The 17,715-nt window shown below is 68.1% G+C and carries 15 protein-coding genes; 9 read left to right on the top strand and 6 right to left on the bottom strand.

Translation table 11 applies throughout. The features are described 5' to 3' along the window. Positions 1 to 244: 244 nt before the first annotated feature. The 4 genes from AB0F86_RS21105 to AB0F86_RS21090 all read left to right on the top strand — a co-directional run bounded on the left by AB0F86_RS21105 (position 245) and on the right by AB0F86_RS21090 (position 6,829). Positions 245 to 874 carry an MspA family porin gene (locus tag AB0F86_RS21105; protein WP_225282003.1) on the top strand — a complete coding sequence of 210 codons (630 nt, stop codon included), beginning with the start codon at positions 245 to 247 and terminating at the stop codon, positions 872 to 874. Positions 875 to 963: 89 nt separating this feature from the next. Next, positions 964 to 4,788: an NACHT and WD repeat domain-containing protein gene (locus tag AB0F86_RS21100; protein ID WP_356984919.1), complete on the top strand. Its 3,825-nt coding sequence runs from the start codon at positions 964 to 966 to the stop codon at positions 4,786 to 4,788. A 66-nt stretch (positions 4,789 to 4,854) separates the two neighbouring features. Continuing rightward, positions 4,855 to 6,630 (top strand): PspC domain-containing protein, encoded by a 1,776-nt coding sequence (locus AB0F86_RS21095; RefSeq protein WP_356984920.1) that lies wholly within the window; start codon positions 4,855 to 4,857, stop codon positions 6,628 to 6,630. Further along, positions 6,623 to 6,829 carry a hypothetical protein gene (locus AB0F86_RS21090; RefSeq protein ID WP_356984921.1) on the top strand — a complete coding sequence of 69 codons (207 nt, stop codon included), beginning with the start codon at positions 6,623 to 6,625 and terminating at the stop codon, positions 6,827 to 6,829. The genes AB0F86_RS21095 and AB0F86_RS21090 overlap by 8 nt, the downstream gene beginning before the upstream one ends. A gap of 76 nt (positions 6,830 to 6,905) precedes the next feature. Here AB0F86_RS21090 and guaA read toward each other — a convergent pair whose 3' ends face one another. Beyond that, the gene (gene guaA / locus AB0F86_RS21085; RefSeq protein ID WP_067641286.1) at positions 6,906 to 8,477 is read right to left on the bottom strand and encodes a glutamine-hydrolyzing GMP synthase; all 1,572 of its coding nucleotides are present in this window, start codon (positions 8,475 to 8,477) and stop codon (positions 6,906 to 6,908) included. Between the two features lie 132 nt (positions 8,478 to 8,609). Here guaA and AB0F86_RS21080 point away from each other — a divergent pair, with 132 nt between their 5' ends. Continuing rightward, positions 8,610 to 9,410, top strand: coding sequence for an alpha/beta hydrolase (locus AB0F86_RS21080; protein ID WP_225281999.1), 801 nt, complete (start codon positions 8,610 to 8,612; stop codon positions 9,408 to 9,410). Here the strand turns inward: AB0F86_RS21080 and AB0F86_RS21075 are convergent. Beyond that, positions 9,407 to 10,561: a GuaB3 family IMP dehydrogenase-related protein gene (locus AB0F86_RS21075; RefSeq protein WP_225281998.1), complete on the bottom strand. Its 1,155-nt coding sequence runs from the start codon at positions 10,559 to 10,561 to the stop codon at positions 9,407 to 9,409. The genes AB0F86_RS21080 and AB0F86_RS21075 overlap by 4 nt on opposite strands. A gap of 267 nt (positions 10,562 to 10,828) precedes the next feature. Next, positions 10,829 to 12,373 (bottom strand): IMP dehydrogenase, encoded by a 1,545-nt coding sequence (gene guaB, locus AB0F86_RS21070; RefSeq protein ID WP_356984922.1) that lies wholly within the window; start codon positions 12,371 to 12,373, stop codon positions 10,829 to 10,831. Between the two features lie 214 nt (positions 12,374 to 12,587). On the opposite strand from guaB, the gene AB0F86_RS21065 reads away from it, so the two are divergent. Continuing rightward, positions 12,588 to 13,001 (top strand): DUF5319 domain-containing protein, encoded by a 414-nt coding sequence (locus tag AB0F86_RS21065; protein ID WP_022567296.1) that lies wholly within the window; start codon positions 12,588 to 12,590, stop codon positions 12,999 to 13,001. 130 nt (positions 13,002 to 13,131) lie between these two features. Here the strand turns inward: AB0F86_RS21065 and AB0F86_RS21060 are convergent, their stop codons facing one another. The 3 genes from AB0F86_RS21060 to AB0F86_RS21050 form a co-directional block, all read right to left on the bottom strand. Next, positions 13,132 to 14,082 (bottom strand): anti-sigma-D factor RsdA, encoded by a 951-nt coding sequence (locus tag AB0F86_RS21060; RefSeq protein ID WP_308017168.1) that lies wholly within the window; start codon positions 14,080 to 14,082, stop codon positions 13,132 to 13,134. Positions 14,083 to 14,191: 109 nt separating this feature from the next. Further along, positions 14,192 to 14,770 (bottom strand): sigma-70 family RNA polymerase sigma factor, encoded by a 579-nt coding sequence (locus AB0F86_RS21055; protein ID WP_067490881.1) that lies wholly within the window; start codon positions 14,768 to 14,770, stop codon positions 14,192 to 14,194. Positions 14,771 to 14,926: 156 nt separating this feature from the next. Continuing rightward, positions 14,927 to 15,667, bottom strand: a complete 741-nt coding sequence (locus AB0F86_RS21050) for a hypothetical protein (protein WP_356984923.1) — start codon at positions 15,665 to 15,667, stop codon at positions 14,927 to 14,929. 711 nt (positions 15,668 to 16,378) lie between these two features. Here AB0F86_RS21050 and AB0F86_RS21045 point away from each other — a divergent pair. From AB0F86_RS21045 to AB0F86_RS21035, 3 genes are all read left to right on the top strand, one after another. After that, entirely contained in the window at positions 16,379 to 16,672 is a 294-nt protein-coding gene (locus tag AB0F86_RS21045; protein WP_022567299.1) for a WhiB family transcriptional regulator, read from the top strand. Positions 16,673 to 16,851: 179 nt separating this feature from the next. Next, positions 16,852 to 17,427 (top strand): sigma-70 family RNA polymerase sigma factor, encoded by a 576-nt coding sequence (locus tag AB0F86_RS21040; protein ID WP_067490885.1) that lies wholly within the window; start codon positions 16,852 to 16,854, stop codon positions 17,425 to 17,427. A 1-nt stretch (position 17,428) separates the two neighbouring features. Next, complete coding sequence (locus AB0F86_RS21035; RefSeq protein WP_067490887.1) at positions 17,429 to 17,680, top strand: hypothetical protein; 252 nt, start codon at positions 17,429 to 17,431, stop codon at positions 17,678 to 17,680. Positions 17,681 to 17,715 lie beyond the last annotated feature (35 nt).

Here is a 17,715-nt window from a genome sequence, read left to right as displayed (position 1 = left end):
ATTCCGTGCCGACCTGCGGCGCACCCTGTCCGGTCCGGACAAAAATCAGCGATGACCTGCGTCTATCCGCAAACCGGGTGCAGCAGGGGAACACCGACGGCGGATGCCGGACCGGAAAACCGAAAGTGCCGCCCCCAGCAGGGCTTTCAGCGTTCGCACCGGTATTTCGAAAGCCCGGGCGCAGATGATCTTCCTACGTTGATGGCAGGCCGGAACCACGGCCGCCGCTTCAGGGGAGGAACACGTGAACATCATCACCACCGTGCTGGGTGCCGCCACCATCGGACTGAGCACTCTCGGGATGACACCGATCGCCTCGGCCACGCCGATGGCACCGCACGAATCGACCTACCACGGCCCCGAGGGCTTCCAGCTCACCATCGGCCATACCGACCAGTCCTACCGGCTGGTCCCCCCGCTCAACGCCATGCCGACCAACCGCGAGGTGTTTCTGAACAACACCGCCTACGTCACCGCACCACCAGGCGCGACCGGCGATCTCAGCTCCGGTTACCTCGTGGCCTGTGCCGTCGACCTGGAATTGTCGGTAGGTCTCGACGGCGGGATCTCGGTGGACGCGGGGGCTAGCGTCGGATTCGGCTCGTCGGGTCCCGACGCCTCGGTCGATATCGGTCCGTCGATCTCGGCGGGTCTGGATCTGAGCCTGTCGCTGGCCCCCGGCGAGATCAAGAAGATCGACATGGGATCGATGCCGTTGAGCTCGGGCACCACCTACCTGGTGAACCGCGACTTCCACCTGATGGTCGGCAACTGCGGCGGCCCGCTCAATATCTACTCCTGGGCGACGGTCACCGCCGGAACCGGTCAGGTCGAGGCCACGAACTCGGTCTTCGGCGACACCATGTTCCTGTAGCCGAACCGGGAACCCGGCGCCCACGCCGGGTTCCCGGGTGGGGCGAATATCATTGCGGTGGTCATCTTTTCATCGAACGGGGGGGTTCGTTGACTGTCATCGACAGTGAGATCTCGTCGCCACGTGCAGTTTTCGCCCAGCGCTTCGGCGAGCTCTACGACGCAGCTGGCAACCCGACCCTGCGCCGGGTCGCCGCGGCCACCGAGCGGCGCATGCGCAATGCCCGATCAAGCACTCCGTCGGCGCAGCGGATCAGCGACTGGAAAGCCGGTCGCAATGTTCCCGCCCGCTTCGAATCCCTGCTGCCCGTGGTCCTCACGCTCGTCGAGATGACCGAGAAGGCCCAGCGCGACCTGCCACGCGACCTCGCCGACCCGCACGAATGGCGACGGCTGTGGCAGGAATCGGTCACCTGGACGGCGACGGCGGGCGACGACCACACCTGCCCGTATCCCGGCCTGCGCGCCTACCGACCCGAGGAGCACACCTTGTTCTTCGGACGCGAGCAGGCCACCGCCGATTTCGCCGCGCTGGTCCGCGACACCACGGGCATCGTCGTGCTGATCGGGGCGTCGGGGGCGGGCAAGTCCTCGCTGCTCGCCGCGGGCCTGCGACCGGCCATCGAGCTGTCCGCCGTCACGATCACGCCGGGCGAGACACCGGCCACCGCCCTCGATGCCGCGCTCGGCGAGGACCCGGCCGTGCTGATCGTCGACCAGTTCGAGGAGTTGTTCACCCTCTGTGAGGACGAGGCCGAACGTTCGGCGTTCCTGACCTCGCTCACCGAACTCGCCACCCGCGACACCGATCCGCGCACAGTGGTCCTGGCCCTGCGCGCCGACTTCTACGAACCGTGTCTGCACTATCCCGTGCTACGGAACAGCTTGCAGCACAACAGCTATCTGCTCGGCGCCATGTCGATGGACGAGGTGTCCCGCGCGATCACCGGCCCTGCCGCTGCCGCCGGGCTCACCCTCGAACCAGGGCTCGCCGAACTGGTTCTCGCCGAATTACGCGGGCTCGGTGAGCATCTCGACGGTTACGACCCCGGCACGCTGCCGCTGCTGTCGCATGTGATGGCCGCGACCTGGCAGCAGCGGGAGGGGCGCAAGCTCACCGTGGCCGGGTACCGCAAGGCCGGCGGGGTCGCGGGGTCGGTCGCCGAGACCGCCGAACTCGCGTGGAGCGAGCTCACTCCCCCACAGCAGAGTGCCGCACAGGAACTGCTCGGCGCGCTGGTGACCGTCGGACAGGACACCCGCGACACCCGGCGCACCGTCGACCGCGTCGAATTGCTCGGTCGCAGTGGGAATTCCGAGGCGGCGCAAGCGCTCGACGTGCTCGCCGCCAGCCGAATCGTCACCGTCGACGCCAGCTCCGTGCAGCTCACCCACGAGATCGTGCTCACGGCCTGGCCACGGCTGCGGGGCTGGATCGATGCCGACAGGGTGGGGCACGCGGTTCGCCAACGGCTCGAGCGCGACGCGATCGAATGGACAGTCGCCGGACAGGATCCGGCGCTGCTGTATCGGGGTACCAGGCTCGACCGGGCGCGCGAACACGTCGGGCGCACGCGCGACAACCCGCAGGTGCGAGCCTTTCTACAGGCCTCACGGCGGGCGGCCCGCAACGGCAGTCGACGGCGGATCGTGGCGATCATGGTGGTGTTCGCGCTGCTCGCCACAGGTGTCATCGCGTTCGACCGCAACCGGCTCGCCGACCAGAGGGCGCTGGACCGCGACTATGCGGAGCTGATCGCCGCCGCCCAGCGGACCAGAACGACCGATCCTTCCGTGTCCGCTCAGTTCCTGCTTGCCGCGTATCGGCTCCGGCCCGATGATGCGACCCGCACCCAACTACTGAACAGTCAGGACTCGCCGCTGTCGGTTACCGTGCCCGCCCATACACGTGGCATCTCGACGCTCGCCCTGCGTCCGGCCGACGCGTTGCTGGTCTCGATCGACCAGGTGAGCGATGCAGTGTTCTGGGACCTGCACGATCCGGCCCAGCCACGGCGCCTGACCACTTCGTTGAGCACGAAGATCTCCGAACTCGCCTTCATTCCCGGCAGTACGGACGCGGTCACGCTCGGTCACTCCGGTACCCAGTTGTGGGATCTGGCCCGTCCCGAATCTCCCCGGTTGATCCACACGCTCGGCACGCTGCATGCAGAGGTTATCGAGGTCGACCCGACCGGAACCAGACTCGCCGAGATCAACGCATTGACATTGACCGTCTGGGATATCCGTGATCGCGCACGCCCCACTCGTATAGCGAGCAGCCCACTGCCCGGCGACCTGCACAACGTCGAATTCGGACCCGGCGGCACGGCGATGGCGATCGGCGCCGCCACCTACGACGAAGGCATCCCCGACACCGTGCAGCTGTGGGATCCCGCCACCGCGCGTCCCCTCGGACGCCCGATATCCACCTCGCCCCGCGACTTCCTGAAGGCCTTCGCGCTCAGCCCGGACGGCACCCGCCTTGCCGTCGGCACACACGGTACGAAGGGTGCGAACAGTGCACCATCGAGCCAGCTGGAGCTCTGGGACATCACCGATCCGCACAACCCACGTTCGTACGGATCGTCGACCCGAATCGACAACGACGTACTGGCTTCGATCGCGTTCCACCCTGATGGAAACCTACTGGCCACCGGCTCCGATGAGGCCGCGCTGCTGTGGAACGTGGCCGACCCGGCCCAACTCACGCAGGCCGGGCCTGCACTGTCGGTGAGCCCGGCTGCCTGCCCCCAGGCGCGGCTCGCCCTCTGCAGTGGCGGCCCGCGAACGATGCTCTTCATGCCCGGCAAGACGGCCCTGGTCGGAGCGGGTGACGACGGTTTGCTGCGAATCTGGACCCTGCCCCGCTCGACGATCGACGTCATTCCCAGGATGCCCTCGGGACCGGTTTTCGACCGCACCGGCGACCGAATGGCCATGTTGACCAGAACCGGCGAGGTCGTCGTCTGGGATTCCACCGACATCCGGCGCCCAGTCAGAACCGCGACCCTTCCCGGACTGCCCGGACTGACCAATCCGGCCCTCAGCCCAGACGGACGCACCCTGACGCTGCACGACCAATCGGGAAAGCGGCGCGTCGTCTTCGCGCTCGACGACCCATTTCATCCGCGGATGCTGCCCGCCTGGCCGACCGGCAACGACGATTTCTCGACCGTCAAAGGCAACCGCATGCTGCGAATCTCCCCCGCCGCGGTGCGGATGTGGGACGTCACCGACCGCTCCGCACCGTCGCCACTCAGCGCACCGATCACGGCCCAAGTGGGAAAAATCGTCGGCAGCAGCTTCAGCACCGACGGAACCCGGCTCGAACTCATGCTCCTCGACGACCGCGGCCACTGGGAAACGCACTACTTCCGCCAGATCTGGAATCTGGATGATCCAGCACACCCCAGGCTGGTCTCCGAGACCGAACTGGATCTGAATACTTCGCTGCACCCCTCGCAGTTCCTGCCCGACAACCGGACCGTCGCCGTTGTCCGAGGTGACCACTTCGGCCTGTGGGATACCGACGACCCCGAATCGTTCACCCCGCTCGTCGACGCAGTACGCACCGAGGTGGCGCCGATCAACTGGATTTCCGCCGACGCCGACAGCACCGAACTGTTGGTGTCGAGCGAGGACGGCACCACCGGCCTGTGGAATATCACCGATCCGCGCGCGCCCCGCCACCACCTCGGTCCGATAGGCCCCGCCGACGGTCGCACCCGACAGGTGACGATGCACCCACGTGGTGAACAACTCGTGCTCGTGACCGACGACGGACAGCTCGGCGTCTGGGACCTCGACCCCGAAGCTGTCGCCGCCCGCATCTGCGCGAGCACAGGCATGCTCACCGAGGCGGTCTGGCGCACGCATGTCGCCAACGGCCCCTACCGCGCACCCTGTTCCTGAACCCCGGGCAATTTTCAGGGTTCCCCCCGATGCGTCCGAGGGGTCGCGCAGCACACCATGGAACCCATGAGCAGAACGAGCTTCGGCGATCAGGTTCAGCAGATGTGGCACACGCGGCCCGTCCGGCTGCCCCGGCAGGGGCCGATCGCCGGTGTGGCCGCCGGGTTCGGGTTGCGCTACGGCGTGGATCCGGTGCTGTTGCGGGTGGCGTTCGTGGTGTCGACCATTTTCGGCGGGGCGGGGATCATCCTGTATCTGCTGGCGTGGCTGGTGCTCGGCTCCGCGGGCAACGAAGCGTCGGCGGCCGAGTCGCTCAGCGGGCGTGGGTCGCATTCGCAGACCAAGACGATCGTGTTGATCGTGGCGCTGGCCATCGCGGTGTCGACCATGGGCCCGATGGGGTTGGGGCTCGGCGGTGGCGGCGTGGTCAGCATGGGCCTGATGCTGGCCGGGTGGTGGATGCTCTATCTGCGTCATCCCGAGCTGCCCGCCGGTTTCGACAGCCATCGCGCCCCGCTCGGCACCACCGGTTACCCCGGCGCGGGTTACCCGAATGCGATGTACCCGTACACCGGCGAGGGGATGTACACGCCGTACACCAAACTCCCCGACGCCTACGTCCCCGATCCGGCGACGACCGTGCTCCCCCGCACGGAAAACCGCGCGGCGACAGCGGAGTCCATGCCGTTGCTCCGGGTCGACGAAGCCGAGACGATAGCACTGCACAAAGACAGCGACGCCGCACCCGCACAGTCGTCGACTACCGTCGGCGAAACCGTGCCTGCCCGCGCAGATGCCGAATCTTTCGGCAGCACTGCGACTTCCGAGCACACCGATGCTTGCCCTTCCGCGCCCATCGACGCAGAACTCGAGGACGCGCCGAAACCTGACGAATTCGGAGCGAAGCCGACAACAGATGCCGGCGTCCAGCAGATCTCGGGAGCGGACGCGGAAGGCCGAGAGACATCGGCAGCAGACGCCGAACTCCGACCGGCGCCGACGGCAGACCCAACGCCGACCGCAGGCCACGAGTCCGGCGACGACCGATCCATCATCGATCTCGCGAAGCCAGACCCGATCGCCCGACCCGAACCGACCGGCCTGTCGACGATCGGCGACACCGCGATCCTGCCCAAGACCCCGGGCAGCCCCCACCTGCGCGCCCAGGTACCCCCGGGCTGGGACCCACTGGCCGTGGCCCCGCTGGCCTGGGAGCTCCCCGAAGCCGTCCCCACCTTCGCCCCCGTCGCCCCACAACCACCGAAACGCCCGCGCTCCCGGCTGACGCCGATCACCATCGGCCTGGCCATCCTCGCCGCCGCGGCAGCGGGTGCGGCCGCCGCGTCGGGCGTCGAATGGATGACCCCCGCCCGTATCGCCGCCTTCGCCCTGGCCGTCGTCGGCCTCGGCCTCGTCGCCGGCGCGTTCCTGCGGCGCGGCTACGGACTGCTCGTCCTCACCGCACCGCTGGCAGGCTTCGTCCTGCTGGCCTCGCTGATCGGGCCGATCGACTTCGAGAACAGCGGCAATGTGGGCGACCGCGTCTGGGCACCGACCTCCGTGCAGGAACTGCAGCCCCGCTACGCCCTCGACATCGGTTCGGGCACATTGGATCTGCGCGGCCTCACCCTCACCGAATCACGAAGCGTCGAAGTCGCGGTGAACATCGGCGATACGAAAATCAAGCTGCCAGAAGGGATGACGGTGAACACCACCTGCGACATCCGCGTCGCCGACAACCCGTGCGACGAGGGACTGAGCGGACCGAACACCCCCGGCGCACCGGTCCTGGACCTGCACATCACGATGCACCTGGGCGACGTGGAGGTGACCCGTGGCTGACTCGACGAAAACCGAACGCCGCCCGGCCTTTTCCCTGCTCGTCACCGGACTGCTCGCCCTGGCGGTGAGCGTGTGGGCCCTGCTCGGCGCACCGACCCCCGACGGCGGCGGCATCGTGCCGATGGGCTGGGGCGTGGTGATCGTGGCCACCATCGTCGGCCTGCTGCTCGTCCTCTCCCCCCGCCGCAAACGACACTGACGAGAACAACGACATCGGAAACGAGAAATGGCCCGTCATCAGACGGGCCATTTCTATTGCAGGGGCAACCCCTGACTCACTCCCACTCGATGGTGCCCGGCGGCTTGCTCGTCACGTCGAGCACTACGCGGTTCACCTCGGCCACCTCGTTGGTGATGCGGGTGGAGATGCGTTCGAGCACGTCGTAGGGCAGGCGAGTCCAGTCCGCGGTCATCGCGTCCTCACTCGACACCGGACGCAACACGATCGGGTGACCGTAGGTGCGACCGTCACCCTGCACACCGACCGAGCGGACGTCCGCGAGCAGCACCACCGGGCACTGCCAGATCTGCTTGTCCAGTCCGGCTGCGGTGAGCTCCTCACGGGCGATGGCGTCGGCCTGACGCAGCAGGTCGAGCCGGTCGGCGGTCACCTCGCCGACGATGCGGATGGCCAGACCGGGACCCGGGAAAGGCTGGCGCGCAACGATTTCCTCGGGCAGACCGAGTTCGCGACCCACCGCACGGACCTCGTCCTTGAACAGCAACCGCAGCGGCTCGACCAGCTCGAACTCGAGATCGTCGGGCAGGCCGCCGACATTGTGGTGGCTCTTGATGTTGGCGGTGCCGGTGCCGCCCCCGGACTCGACCACATCCGGGTACAGCGTGCCCTGCACCAGGAACTCGACCTTCGGCGCCGTCCCGTCGCCACCCTGTTCGGCGACGATGCCCGCCACCGCGTCCTCGAAGGACCGGATGAACTCGCGGCCGATGATCTTGCGCTTCTCCTCCGGGTCGGAGACGCCCTTCAGCTCACCGAGGAACTTGTCGACCGCGTCGACGGTGACCAGCTTGGCCCCGGTCGCGGCGACGAAATCGTGCTGAACCTGCTCGCGCTCGCCCGCACGCAACAGACCGTGGTCGACGAACACACAGGTGAGGCGGTCGCCGATGGCACGCTGCACCAGCGCGGCGGCGACAGCGGAGTCGACACCGCCGGACAGCCCGCAGATGGCGTGGCCGTCACCGATCTGGGCACGCACGTCCTCGATCAGGGCCTCGGCGATATTGGCCGGGGTCCACGCTGCGGGAATGCCGGCCAGCTCGTGCAGGAAGCGGCTCAGCACCTGCTGGCCGTGCGGGGAATGCAGCACCTCGGGGTGGTACTGCACGCCCGCCAGCCGACGCGCGCGATCCTCGAACGCGGCGACCGGCGCACCCGCGGTGGTGCCGGTGACCTCGAACCCCTCGGGGGCGTCGGTCACGGCGTCGCCGTGGCTCATCCACACCGGCTGGATGGTCGGCAGACCGCCGTGCAGCACACCACCGTCGATATTGAGTTCGGTGCGGCCGTATTCGCGGGTTCCGGTGTGCGAGACGGTGCCGCCGAGGGCCTGCGCCATGGCCTGGAAGCCGTAGCAGATGCCGAACACGGGCACGTCGAGGTCGAACAGCCGAGCGTCGAGCTGCGGGGCGCCCTCGGCGTACACGCTGGACGGGCCGCCGGACAGGATCACCGCGAGCGGCTGCTTCTCGGCGATCTCCTCGACCGTCATGGTGTGCGGAATGACCTCGGAGAACACCCTGGCCTCACGCACCCGGCGGGCGATCAGCTGGGCGTACTGTGCGCCGAAGTCGACGACGAGGACCGGTCTCTGAGTTTCTGCCACCTGCCCAGTTTAGTGAGGGTGACAGACGGCCGAGCACGGGGCATCGATGCGACGCCACGCCACGCTGTGACAGACCACGACGCACCGTCAATCCTTGCGCGGGGCGGGGCGGGGCTGGCTATCCTCGTGCTCGTGCCATTCGCCCGCGCGATCGATGCCGACATCTACTACGAGGACAGCGGTGGCACGGGCCCGGTGGTGTTGCTCGCCCACGAATTCTTCATGGACCGCACGATGTTCGACGCGCAACAGGCGGCACTCGCCCCCGAATTCCGGGTCGTCGCGTGGGACGCGCGCGGCCACGGCCGCACCAGGGACCAGCGGCTACCGTTCACCTACTGGACCGCCGCCCGCGACGCGCTCACCGTGCTCGACGCGCTCGGCGTCGAACGCGCGATCGTCGGCGGCACCGCCCAGGGCGGGTTCACCGCGCTACGCACCGCGCTCGTCGCCCCCGAACGGGTGGCCGCGCTCGTCCTCATCAGCACCGAAGCCCACGGGCCCACCCGTGAACAGTCCACCGCCACACAGCGTTTCCTCGACGAATGGCACGAGCGGGGTTCCCGCGAGGAAGCCGCGACCCAGCTCGCCGACTGGCTCATCGGCGACGACGACCACTACCGCGAGATCTGGACCCGCCGCTGGGTCGGCGACGCGCACGACGGGCTCGACGCCGCCGTCGGCTGCCTGCTCGGGCGCGACTCGGTGCTCGAACGGCTGCCCGAGATCACCTGCCCCGCGCTGGTCATCCACGCCACCCACAGCGGCATCGCCGGGAAAAGGGCCCGCATGCTCGCCGACGGCCTCACCGCCTCCACCTACGTGGAGATCGACGGCGCCCGCCTCGGTGTCACGATGACCCACGCGGAACCGGTCAATGCCGCCATCGGCCGGTTCCTGCGCGAACGAGTGTCACTGGCCCACGTCCGTTAGCGGACGCTGAGCCCGACCTTCTGGAATTCCTTCAGGTCGGAGTAACCGGCCTTGGCCATCGAGCGCCGCAGCCCACCGACCAGGTTCAGCGAACCGAACGGGTCGTCGGACGGGCCGTAGAGGACGCGCTCGAGGCTGGGGCGTTCGGTCGCGCCGTCGGGGCCGTCGAGCCACGACTCGTCGACCGGAAGGAACGAACCGCGCGGCACCGAGGGGTGCGCGGTGGCCGAGGGCCAGTACCAGCCGTGACCCGGCGCCTCGGCCGACACCGACAGCGGCACACCGAGCATCACGGCGTCGGCGCCGCAGGCGATGGCCTTGGCCAGCTGGCCGGAGGTCGCCACGTCACCGTCGGCGATCACGTGCACGTAGCGGCCGCCGGTCTCGTCGAGGTAGTCGCGGCGCGCGGCGGCCGCGTCGGCGATGGCCGTGGCCATCGGCACACCGATGCCGAGCACCTCGCCGGTGGTGGTCGCCCCCGGGAAGGAGCCGTATCCGACGATGACGCCCGCCGCACCCGTGCGCATCAGGTGCAGGGCGGTGCGGTGATCGCTCACGCCACCGGCAACGACCGGCACATCGAGTTCGGCGATGAAGGTCTTGAGGTTGAGCGGTTCGCCGTCACCGACGTGCTCGGCGGAGATGATGGTGCCCTGCACGACCAGCAGCTCGACACCGGCCTGCACCAGCGCCGGGGTGAGCGCGCGGGCGTTCTGCGGGCTAACCCGCACCGCGGTGGTCACACCGGCGGCGCGCACCTGGGCCACGGCGGCGGCGAGCAGGTCGGGCTGCATCGGGGCGGCGTGCAGTTCCTGGAGTAAGGAGATCGCGCGTTCGTAACCCCCCTTGTCGACCAGATCGATCAGCTGATCGATCTTGGCCTGCACGTCGGCGTGCCGAGCCCACAGACCCTCACCGTTGATCACACCGAGGCCACCACGGCGCCCGAGCTCGATCGCGAACTCCGGCGAGACAAGCGCGTCGGTGGGGTGCGCGAGCACGGGGATCTCGAAGCGGTAGGCGTCGAGCTGCCAGGCCAGCGAGACCTGCTTCGACGACCGCGTCCGCCGCGAGGGAACGATATCGACGTCGTCCAGCTCGTACGTCCGACGAGCGACGCGCCCCATACCGATCTCGACCATGTCACGCACAGTTGCTCCTGTGTTTTTGGAGCGCTGGCGCGCTCGAGTTCGCGGCCCCTGATGGGCCGCCGGTCAGGCACCGCGGCTTGCTCCTTCGTCGCCTACGCCGCGGCACCTGACCGGCGGCCCGGCCGCGAACCGCCGCTGCGCGGCGACCCCTCCTCGAGGTCGGGGTGTGCGTGGCCGGGAATGCAGTAGGCGACGGATGCGAAGCCAGCCGCACCGCCGCTGTGCGCCGGGAGCGTACCCCCCGGCGCACAAACGCATCTATTGTACTCAGCCGCGGCCGGTGTAGTTCGGGGCCTCGACGGTCATGGTGATGTCGTGCGGGTGGCTCTCCTTGAGGCCCGCGGCGGTGATCTGCACGAACTGGGCGCCCTGCAGGTGCTCGATGTTCTGCGAACCCGTGTAGCCCATCGCGGCGCGCAGGCCGCCGACAAGCTGGTGGATCACCTGGTTCACCGGGCCGCGGAACGGGACACGGCCTTCGATGCCCTCGGGGACCAGCTTGTCCTCGGCGAGCACGTCGTCCTGGAAGTAGCGGTCCTTGGAGTACGACTTGGCCTGGCCGCGGCCCTGCATCGCGCCGAGCGAACCCATGCCGCGGTAGCTCTTGAACTGCTTACCGTTCACCAGGATCAGATCACCGGGCGACTCGGCGGTGCCCGCGAGCAGCGAGCCGAGCATCACGGTGGACGCACCGGCGGCGATGGCCTTGGCCACATCGCCGGAGTACTGCACGCCACCGTCGGCGATCACGGGGACACCGGCGGGCTTGCACGCGGCCACGGCCTCGAGGATCGCGGTGATCTGCGGCGCACCGACACCGGCCACCACGCGGGTGGTGCAGATGGAGCCGGGACCGACACCCACCTTGACAGCGTCGACGCCAGCCTCGACGAGCGCCGCGGCACCCGCCCGGGTGGCGACGTTGCCGCCGACGATCTGGATGCGGTCGCCCACTTCGGCCTTCACCTTGGCGACCATCTGCAGCACCTGCGACTGATGCCCGTGCGCGGTGTCGACGATCAGCACGTCGACGCCCGCGTCGGCCAGGGTCATCGCGCGCGACCAGGAGTCCTCACCCACACCGATCGCCGCACCGACGAGAAGACGGCCGTCGCGGTCCTTGGTGGCGTTGGGGTACTGATCGGTCTTGACGAAGTCCTTGACCGTGATGAGCCCGCGCAGGCGGCCGTTGCCGTCGACGATGGGCAGCTTCTCGATCTTGTGGCGGCGCAGCAGACCGAGCGCGGCCTCGGCGGTGACGCCCTCCTGGGCGGTGATCAGCGGTGCCTTGGTCATCACCTCGTCGACGCGGCGGTCCTGATCGACCTCGAAGCGCATGTCGCGGTTGGTGATGATGCCGACGAGCGAACCGGTCTCGTCCACCACGGGCAGGCCCGAGATACGGAAACGGGCGCACATGGCGTCCACGTCGGCGAGGGTGTCGTTGGGACGACAGGTGACCGGGTCGGTCACCATGCCCGCCTCGGACCGCTTCACGGTCTCCACCTGGGCGGCCTGGTCGGCGGCCGACAGGTTGCGGTGCAGCACACCCATGCCGCCCGCACGCGCCATGGCGATCGCCATGCGCGCCTCGGTGACGGTGTCCATGGCCGAACTCACCAGCGGGGTGCGCAGCGTGATGTCACGCGTGAGCCTGCTGGAGGTCTCGACGGAACTGGGGATGAGATCCGAGGCGGCAGGCAGCAACAGCACGTCGTCGAACGTGAGGCCGAGCATGGCGATCTTGGTCGGATCGTCGCCACCCGTAGGAGGGCGCACCGCGATTCGTTCGCCCGACACGGGATTACTCATTCGGATCGACCCCTCCTGGTCGTCGGAGTACCGACGCAGGAGATGACGCGCGTCGGTGCTGAGCGGAAAGCTTGATGGTCGGTGAGAACAAGCTCGCCGACGCCTGCATTCCATGGTATCGGTCGGCCGTGACACGCTGTGCAGTGAGCCCTCGCGCAAAACTTGCCAGGTGCATCGCTGGCGCAGACCGGCCACCACTGCGTACCGTGGGGTTGTGCGTGACCATCTACCACCTGGCCTGCCGCCGGATCCCTTCGCCGGAGACCCCTCCGACCCGTCTGCCGCGCTCGATGCCATCGAGCCCGGTGAGCCGCTGGATCCACATGAGCGCCTCGCGGTCGAGGAAGATCTCGCCGACCTCGCGGTCTACGAAGCCCTGCTCGCCCATCGTGGCATCCGCGGGCTCGTCGTCAGCTGTGAGGACTGTCGGCAAGATCACTACCACGACTGGGACATGCTGCGGGCGAATCTGCTGCAGCTACTCGTCGACGGCACTGTACGGCCGCACGAGCCCGCCTACGACCCGACGCCCGAGGCGTACGTCACCTGGGACTACTGCCGTGGCTATGCGGACGCCTCGATGAACGAGGCCTTCCACGGCGACGGATTCGACGGGTTCGACAACTGAGCGCTCACTGATCGGCGGACCGAGCACGTGTGGTCCCGCGTGAGTCGCGCACGCGCCGGACGACCCCCGATACAGACAACAACGAAAGAGGCCCCGAACCACAGTGGTTCGGGGCCTCTTTCGTTGTTGGTCAGGGAGTGCCGGGAAGCGACGGGATCGAGATCGTCGGAACGGCCGTCGGCACAGGCTGCGTAGGCGGAACCGCCGTCGGAGCGGTCGGCGGCGGTTCTGCGATGGTCGTCGGGGGTTGGGTCGGTTCGACGGTGACCGGCGGCGGAGTCGGCGGCACCGTAGTCACCGGGGGTGGCGACTGGTCGGTCGGTTTGGGGTCCACGGTCTCCGGAGCAGGCGTCAGCATGATCTCCGGCGGCACGGTCGGATCGGTCGTACCCGAGTTACCCGGGTCGATCGGCGCCGAGGGGTCGGTGGTCCCCGGCTTGGCCGGCGACGGAGAAGGTACGGACGACGAAGACGGCGCGGTGGTACCCGGCAGCGGCGCGGGCGGCAGCAGCGACCCGAGTTCGGGCGCCTGCTTCACCAACTGATCGCGCAGCAGGTTCCAGCGAGCCAGCAGGTCCTCGCGCTTCTTCGGGTCGCTGACCTGATCGGCGGTCGCCGAGGCCTGCTCCAGCTTGGCGCGAGCCTGTTCCGGATTGCCCGCGGCGATCATGTTCTGCGCCGCGACCAGGTCGTCGTCGGCGCGAGCCACGACGGTGGTCTGTGCCTGTTCGCTGAACACGACTTCCTTGACCCGCCACAGCGGATCACCGGGTGCCGCACTGTAGGAGAATGCCGTGATACCGCCGAACACCACGGCCAGTGCCGCGGCGGACCCCAGCAGGGGCCGGACCAGACGCAGACGTCCGCGCGAGGAAGCTCCGGTTCGAACCTGCCTGGCACCGATCTCCTGATCGACCGCCGCGAAGACGGTGTCGAGATCGGGGCCCGCCGGCATCGGCTCGGCCAACAGATCGGCCCGCCAATCCGCGAGCAGTGAAGCCAGCTGGAACTCCTCGGTGCTGTCGGTATGCACCGGGCCGTCGCTCGCGATCGCGTCGATCAGCGCATCGTCGCTGCGCACCGCCGCAATGTCGACCGGACCGGAATCGCCGGCATCCTCGGCGGCGTAGGGACCGCTGTCGTGCGACCCACGCCAAACCTTCCGGTCGCCTCGACCGCGCTCGCCATCCCTAGCCATACATTTCACCTGCCCTCGCCACTTGTGACTTCAGTTTTGCGAGTGCCCTGTGCTGGGCCACCCGTATCGCCCCCGCCGTGCTGCCCACGGCGACTGCGGTTTCCTCTGCTGACAGACCCATCACCAGTCGCAAGATCAGGATTTCCCGATGTTTCTCGGGGAGTGTGGCGAGCAGAGTGTTCATCTGCCTGCTGGTCTCCGAGTCGAGAGCTCGCTGTTCCGGTCCGTGGTCGGTGGATATGACATCTGGTACTTCGGCCATCGCCTCCGCCTTGTTACGGGCGGCATTGCGGTGGGCGTCGGCGACCTTGTGCGAGGCGATCCCGTACACGAAGGCCATGAAGGGCCGACCCTGATCCTGATAGCGGGGCAGGGCGGTCATCACAGCCAAACAGACCTCTTGCGCAACATCGTCCGCGGAGAGCTGTCCGCGCTCCGCGGCACCGATCCGCGCCCTGCAGTAGCGAACCACCAAGGGACGGACCAGTTCCAGTACCTGAGCTAAAGCGGTCCTGTCGCCCTGCGCAGCCGCAGCGACGGCGAGGTCCAACTCTTCGCCCATATGCGTCATCGTCAGAGATTTTCCTGGCGTTACGAGTGGCGCGGTCACATGTGACCGAGCTTCCACCGATGTGGCGGAACGGAACTAACAATAGCGACCCGATGATCACCCGCCAGCGGCCCCGGGTTGTTCTGAGGGTGCTCTCAGGAAGATCGCCGGACGGCCTCATCGAGGGGACGACCGGAAGTCTCCCCCGAGGGAACGGATTCGGGTGGCGTGATCTGCGGCTTCGTTCGCAGCGGCCGCCGCGACGGTCGGCTCCGCGGCCACTCCGGCGCGCAGCATCGCGCACGCCCAGCGCAGGGGCAGCAGGGCGTTGTCGCGGCACTGAGAGTCGATTTTCTCGGCCAGTCGCGCGGCCGCCGCGAGCTCTCCCGCGGCGGCGGTGGCGGCCGCGACGAGCAGTGCCGATTTCACCCGGTGACGCACCGAGGGAAGGTCCTCGGCCAGCGCGGCGGCGCGAGTGGCGTCGTCCAGCGCGAATTCGCCCCGGGCCAGCGCGGTTTCGGCGCGGACCCAGTGCCAGCGCACCCGGGCCCGGGCAGGCGCCTCGTCGAGCAGCGGTTCCACCCGGCCGAGCAGCCGGGTGGCCAGGGCGAGGCGGCCGGTGCCGAGCGCGTCGGCGGCCAGACCGGTGTAGGCGTCGGCCAGGGCCTCGGCGCGGGCGGCTCCGGTCGCGGCGCAGGCGAGGCGGGCCGCGCGCCCGTCGTTGGCCGAGGCGGCGCCGTGCCAGCCGAGCTGACGCAGCAGTGAGCCCGTGGTGCTCTCGACCAGCGAGGCCAAACCCGGATCGAGGCGGGTGCCGGCGAGTACCCGCAGGTCGGCGCGGGCGGCGGCGTAGTGGCCCTGTCCACCGAGGGCGACCGCCCGGTGCCAGCGCGAGCGCGGGTCGGCAGGCTCCGGCAACTGTGCAGCGGCCCGGCCAGGGGTAGGACCGAATGCTGTCGAAGCGAGGATTTCGGAACCGATATCCGCCGATGAGGCCGCAGTATGCACTCGGTGACTCTAGCTCCCGATGGTCCTCGTCGTTTCTCGTGATATGTCACGACCACGGCCGGGTAGCAACCGTTCAGCTTTTCTTTCCGGGGCCGATGTTGCCATCAGGTAAATCTCCGCTCCCGGATGCCCTCGCCGCAAAGTCTCGAATTCACATGCGTTTCTCGCAATTAACCTGAGGGTCCTCTTTGCGCCATGTCCGAGGTTACGGTCGCGAGAGCCACTGTGACCCGGCGCACCACGCTGAGCGGGGCATCGAGCCCTCGAAATGCGCCGAAAAGGCCGTTACCAGGGGAAATAGCCGGAGGCTTCCACAGAGTCACACGACCCATCCATAGCCAACCGAACAGTATGGACGGGCGGGGAGTGAAATGTAAACAGTTCGCAGGTTAAATTTCAGCGTTGACGATTTGCTGAACCAATGCGCGGAACTATTGACGGAATTTCCCGCCGAGCCCTAACGTAGCTCATCGCCGGGGACGGCGCCGCGCGAAATTGCAGCGACCATCCACTCGGCACCGTCAGGCACCGTCGAGCCGGCCACTCAACCGAGGGGCCGCGTTGACCTGCCGCACCACTCGCTCGACAACGCTGACGAGCTCGCACCACAAGGAGTTCACCATGCCCATGCCCACCCACCTCCCCGGTCCGAACGCCGACGTCTGGGATTGGCAGATGCGTGGCTCGTGCCGCGGCCAGGACTCGGCCGTCTTCTTCCACCCCGACGGCGAACGTGGCCGCGCCCGCACCGCGCGCGAGATGCGCGCCAAGGAGATCTGCCGGGCCTGCCCGGTACTCATGCAGTGCCGCACCCACGCCCTCAAGGTCAGCGAGCCCTACGGCATCTGGGGTGGCATGTCCGAGACCGAGCGCGAGATGCACGCCCGCCGCAACCGGCGGCGCATGGCGGTCTAGAGCCCTTCGCGGAACCCTCCGCAAATCCGTTCCCATCCATCCTGCGTGGGGCGCCGAATTCCTAGCAAACAGCTGGCACCCGATTCGAGGCACCCCGCTCGCAGGGGTGTCATAGCCTCGGGCTACATTCGTGACCGATGACACAGAATGGGTTCCGAAGCGAAGCCTTCCCACCGAGCGTGGATTCTGCGGTTACCGCACGCGCGGCCGAAGGAGTCGAGCTAGCTGCACTGTTGGAACGATGCGGCCTTGCCGACCAGCAAGCCTTTGCCGAACTGTACGACCGGACCTGCGCCCGCGTCTTCGGCCTGATCCTGCGGGTGCTCCACGACCCCGGGTACGCCGAGGAGACGACGCAGGAGGTCTACCTTCAGATCTGGCGCACCGCAACGAGTTTCGACCCCGCCAAGGGGTCGGCGGTGACCTGGCTGATGACGCTGGCCCACCGCCGCGCGGTCGACCGGGTTCGTGCCGAGCAAGCCCACACCCAGCGCGAGGTCGCGTACGGGATACGGGTACTCGGTCACGAATTCGACGAGGTCACGGAGGAGGTGGAACGCAGACTCGAACAGCAGGCCGTCCGGCGCGGGCTCTCGACATTGACCGAGACCCAGCGCGAGGCGATCTCGCTCGCCTACTACGGCGGGCGGACGTATGCGGAGGTAGCTCAGCACCTCGGCATCGGATTACCGACCGTTAAGTCCCGGATTCGGGACGGATTGACACGACTGAAGAAAAGTTTGGGGGTGACGTGAGATGAACGACGCCCAGATCGATCTCGCGCACACCGTCGCGCTCGGATTGATCGACGACGAAGACCATCACGCGATCCAGACCATCATCGATACCGAAGACCCCACCCTGTGTACCGAGTTTCTGCACGAGATCCGCGCCACCCGCGCGGCGCTCACCGAACTCTCGGAACTCACCGCCACCCCACCACCCCCGTCTCTGCGCGCTCGGCTACTGGCCGCGATCGAGGCCGAAGAACCACCCGTAGCCAGCTAGACGCACAACGAAAGGCCCCCGGACCCAACTGGTCA

The sequence above is a fragment of the Nocardia sp. NPDC023733 genome (genome assembly GCF_040639775.1).
Classification (GTDB): Bacteria; Actinomycetota; Actinomycetes; order Mycobacteriales; family Mycobacteriaceae; genus Nocardia; species Nocardia rosealba.
Note: the sequence above shows the minus strand (reverse complement) of the source record. Positions and strands in the feature narration are given on the sequence as shown.